At 64.7% G+C, this 4,817-nt stretch carries 4 protein-coding genes; all 4 read right to left on the reverse strand.

Annotated features, from left to right (window positions below; all coding sequences use genetic code 11):
• Positions 1-590: 590 nt before the first annotated feature.
• Positions 591-1,400 carry an urea ABC transporter ATP-binding protein UrtD gene (gene urtD, locus QZY48_RS13135; RefSeq protein WP_295431304.1) on the reverse strand — a complete coding sequence of 270 codons (810 nt, stop codon included), beginning with the start codon at positions 1,398-1,400 and terminating at the stop codon, positions 591-593.
• Positions 1,400-2,485, reverse strand: a complete 1,086-nt coding sequence (gene urtC, locus QZY48_RS13140; RefSeq protein WP_295431305.1) for an urea ABC transporter permease subunit UrtC — start codon at positions 2,483-2,485, stop codon at positions 1,400-1,402. Before urtC ends, urtD begins: the two co-directional genes overlap by 1 nt.
• 489 nt (positions 2,486-2,974) lie before the next feature.
• Entirely contained in the window at positions 2,975-4,597 is a 1,623-nt protein-coding gene (urtB, locus tag QZY48_RS13145; protein ID WP_295431306.1) for an urea ABC transporter permease subunit UrtB, read from the reverse strand.
• A gap of 52 nt (positions 4,598-4,649) precedes the next feature.
• A complete protein-coding gene (locus QZY48_RS13150; protein WP_295431307.1) occupies positions 4,650-4,784 on the reverse strand; it encodes a hypothetical protein in 135 nt (44 codons plus the stop codon).
• Positions 4,785-4,817: the final 33 nt, after the last annotated feature.

Genomic DNA, 4,817 nt, shown 5'->3' on the forward strand with positions numbered 1-4,817 from the left:
CAGCCCGAGCACTGCAAACCTCGTCGGAGGCTGGAGACTGTTCACGTAGCGATGAGGCCAATTTACGGATCGGAGGCAAATCGGACTTGCGCTTGAACAGAGTATCTACGGGCGCGGTGCGGTCAATGGCCCGAGCATTTCCATCGTGCGGTACCAGTACTGCGTTCCAGCTATTCTTGCGCCTGCTCAAGCCCCGAAGGGGCGTGATATACCAGCCCAGGGCAACGCCCTGGGATAGCGTTGTTTATTCGGCCTAGCCCTGAAAGGGCGGGACATAAGGAAACACTGATTAAATCTAAATTGGCGCGCTAAGATACTGATTTTCTAGGCATCAAATGGGCTCCGGGCGCTTTAATCAGCGTTTCCATAAGGAGCCACGCCGTTATGTCACGCCCTTTCAGGGCTACGCTCTGCGATAATCCGTACCCAGGGCGTTGCCCTGGGCTGGTATGTTCGACCCCGTTGGGGTCGATACGCAAAATAGATTCACCCGACGGGTGATCTGGTGACTTGACCTACCCTATTGTATTTCTTGGTGAGCTTGGCGTCTTGGCGTGAGTAACTCCCGGATTCAGGATTGTCGCCCCGGCTCACTCCCCCAAATAGACCTCCACCACCCGCTGGTCATGCTGGACCTCATCCATCGACCCCTCGGCCAGCACCGACCCCTGGTGCAACACGGTGACCCGCTTGGCAATGGAGCGCACGAAGTCCATGTCGTGCTCCACGACGACTACCGAGTGCTTGCCCTCCAGCGACAGCAGCAGTTCCGCGGTGCGGTCCATCTCCTGGTGGGTCATGCCGGCTACCGGCTCGTCGACCAGGAGCAGGAGCGGGTTCTGCATCAGTAACATGCCGATCTCCAGCCATTGCTTCTGGCCGTGGGAGAGGGCCCCGGCCGGGCGCCGGGCCTGCTCGGTGAGACCGATGATGGTCAGGACCTCGTCGATGCGGTCGCGCTGTTCGCCGGAGAGTCGGGCGGTGAAGGTGGGCCAGACCCGCTTGTCGCCGGCCATGGCCAGTTCCAGGTTTTCGGCCACCGCGTGCTGCTCGAAGACCGTGGGCTTCTGGAACTTGCGCCCGATCCCGGCCTGGGCGATGCGCGGCTCATCGAGTTCCAGCAGGTTGATGCTCTGGCCGAAGAACACAAAGCCCTGATCCGGGCGCGTCTTGCCGGTGACGACATCCATCATGGTGGTCTTGCCCGCCCCATTGGGCCCGATGACACAGCGCAATTCGCCGATATCGACATAGAAGGACAGGTCATTCAGGGCGCGGAAGCCGTCGAAGCTCACCGTCACCCCCTCCACATAGAGGAGCGTCTTATGGGAGATGTCCAGGGTTTCGGCGAGCGTCTTGCCCGGATTGAGATATTGCCAGCGTTCAACCTGTCCGCCCATCAGCCGGCCCTCCCCGGGAGGCGCAGACCCGCGATACCGCGGGGCAGGAAGAGCGTGACCAGCACGAAGAGCGCACCCAGGGCGAAGAGCCAGGCCTCCGGGAAGACCCCGGTGAAGACGGTCTTGCCATAGTTGACCAGGATGGCCCCCACCACCGCCCCATAGAGGGTGGCGCGCCCGCCCACGGCCACCCAGATGACCAGTTCGATGGAGTTGAGCGGCGAGAACTCGCCGGGATTGATGATGCCGACCTGCGGGACATAGAGTGCGCCGGCCACCCCCGCCAGCATGGCGGAGAAGGCAAAGAGGGCGGCCTTGACCCGCTCCACCCGGTAGCCGATGAAGCGGGTACGCGACTCGGCATCCCGGATCGCCACCGCCACCCGCCCCAGACGGGAATTCACGATGATGCGGGTCGCGAGATAGCCCAGTGCGAGCGCCGCCGCGGAGGCGATGAAGAGCCCCACGCGGGTGGCATCGCGCTGCAGGTCGAAGCCCAGCAGGTCCTTGAAGTCGGTGAGCCCGTTATTGCCGCCGAAGCCCATCTCATTGCGGAAGAAGGCGAGCATCAGGGCATAGGTCAGGGCCTGGGTGATGATGGAGAGATAGACCCCGGTGACCCGGGAGCGAAAGGCAGCCCAGCCGAACAGATAGGCCAGCACCCCGGGGACCAGCAGCGCCATCAGCGCGGCGAACCAGAACAGATCGAAGCCGTGCCAGAACCAGGGCAGCTCCTGCCAATTGAGAAAGACCATGAAGTCCGGCAGGTCCGGGTTGCCGTAGACCCCGCGGTCGCCCACCTGGCGCATCAGATACATCCCCATCGCATAGCCGCCGAGCGCAAAGAAGGCCCCGTGCCCCAGGCTCAGGATCCCGAGATAGCCCCACACCAGGTCCACGGCCACGGCGAGCAGGGCATAGGTGAGGTACTTGCCGAGCAGGGTCACCGTAAAGGTGGAGACATGCCAGGCGCTCGTCTGCGGCACCGCCAGATTCAGGACCGGCACCAGCACGGTCACCACCAGCAGCACCGTCAGCATGAGCTGACCGCCGGTATCGCCCGTCAATGCGCGTGCTATCCTCATGCCGGCGTGACCGACTTGGCGGAAGGAAGAATTTTAGCCGCAAATGAACGCAAATGAACGCGAAAAAGAAAAATGGGGCGGGACCCTGAGCGGGTGGCGCGGGGTGAGCGGGTGGCGCGTGCTGAGCAGGCTGAGCGGGACGGGGTATTGACCCCGTCCCGCACGTTTGCGATTTCACCGGAACCCAAGGTCCGCGGTCCCGGTGACGGCAGCAAAACGTTCCGGACGGGGCTAATGCCCCGTCCGGCCGCGCTTATTGGCCACATTCCCGGGCGGGGCGGGGTATTCACCCCGTCCCGCGCGTTTACGATTTCACCGCCACCCAGGGTCCGCGGTCCCGGCGACGGCAGGAAAACGGTCCGGACGGGGCAAATGCCCCGTCCGGCAGTCTGAACGGCGGCCGTCTGCCATTTGCGTTCATTTGCGTTCATTTGCGGACAAACCGTCTTTGCGTTCATTTGTGGACAAATCATCGTCGCATTCATCGCCTCACCCCTCCGCCGCCCGGCCGCGCTGGGGAAACAGACCGCGCGGGCGCTTCTGGATGAAGAGGATGATAAAGACCAGCACCAGGATCTTGGCCAGTACCGCCCCCGCCCAGGGCTCCATGAGCTTATTGGCCACCCCCAGCACGGTGCCGCCGATCAGGGTCCCCCACAGGTTCCCGACCCCGCCGAACACCACCACCATGAAGGAGTCGATGAAGTAGGCCTGCCCCATGTTGGGCCCCACGTTGGTGAGTTGCGACAGGGCCACCCCCGCCACCCCCGCGACCCCGGCCCCAAGCCCGAAGGTCAGTGCATCCACGCGCTGCGAGCGCACCCCCATGGCCCGGGCCATGGCGCGGTTCTGCGCCACGGCGCGGACCTGCAGCCCGAGCGCCGTGCGCTTGAGGATCAGCAGCAGAGCGAGGAAGACCGCGCCCGCGAAGGCCAGGATATAGAGCCGGTTGTAGGTCAGGGCGAGCCCCGGGTTGACCTGCAGTGAGCCGCTCATCCACGACGGGTTCTCCACCGTTACGTTTTGGGCCGAGATGACGGTGCGCACCAATTGTTGCAGGATCAGACTGATGCCGAAGGTGGCCAGCAGGGTCTCCAGTGGTCGCCCGTAGAGGAAGCGGATGACGGTGCGCTCGATGGCGATGCCGAAGAGCCCGGCGACGACAAAGGCCGCGGGGATGGCGACGAACAGCGAGTAATCCAGCAGTCCGGGCATCGCCTGCTGCACCAGGTAGGTGGTATAGGCCCCGAGCATCATCAACTCGCCATGGGCCATGTTGATGACCCCCATGACCCCGAAGGTGATGGCCAGCCCAATGGCCGCCAGCACCAGGACCGAACCCAGGCTGAGGCCGAAGAAGAGGGTCTCGGCACGGGCGTTCCAGGCGACCCGCGCGTCGATCCCGTCGAGACACTGCTGCGCCGCGGCCCGCACCGCCGGGTCCGGTTCGGTCGCAAGCATGGCCGCCAGGGCATTGCGCGCCTCGGGGTAGAGGCTGCCGTTCAGGGTGGTGACGGCGGCGAGCCGTTCCTCGGCCGTCCCGACCCGCAGCGCCGCCACCGCCAAGGCCAGGTCGAGCGTCGCGCGCACCCGCGGGTCCTGCTCCTGCCCCAGGCGCGCGCGCAAGGTCGCGACCGCCTCCGGGCTCGGGTCCTGCATCACCGCCCGGGCGGAGCGCAGGCGCACGGCCGGGTCCGGACTGCCGAGGCTCAGCGCGGCGATGGCGCCGCGCAGCGTCGTGCGTAGTGCATTGGTCACGGTGATCTTCTTGACCATGGACCGGTCGGCCTCACCCAGGTCCGCCCCGGTGATGGGATGGGTGAGGCGCAGGCCGGTGCCGCCCGGATGCGCCAGGACCACCGCGGGGTCACCCTCCCGCGTATAGAGGTCACCGGCAAGCAGTCCTTCGAGGATCGGCAGGGCGCGGGCGTCACCGGCGGCGACGAGCGCGGCAACCGCCTGCTGTCTGACCGCGAGTGCCCGGTCGCCCAGCCCCGGGAGGGCGTCCTCCAGGGCATCGGCCAGCGTCGCGCCCGACCACAGCAACGCCGCCGACAGCAGCCACAGGGCAGTGAGTTTAGGCAAGGCGCAACGGATCTCGTGATTTGGCATGGAGTGACCTATGGCCCTGGAACAGACAGTGACCCGTATCTCTGGAATACTCTCACGGAGACACAGAGACACAGAGACACAGAGAAGAAATAGTTAAGTAATGAGTCAGGTCGCTGTCGTTGTCGTTGTCGTTGTCGTAATCGAGGTTATCGTAGCGTCCCGGATTCTCTCGCACCCGAAAGTGCATCGCTTCTCCGATTACGATTACGATTACGACAAC

It is taken from the genome of uncultured Thiodictyon sp. (genome assembly GCF_903828115.1).
Lineage (GTDB): Bacteria > Pseudomonadota > Gammaproteobacteria > Chromatiales > Chromatiaceae > Thiodictyon.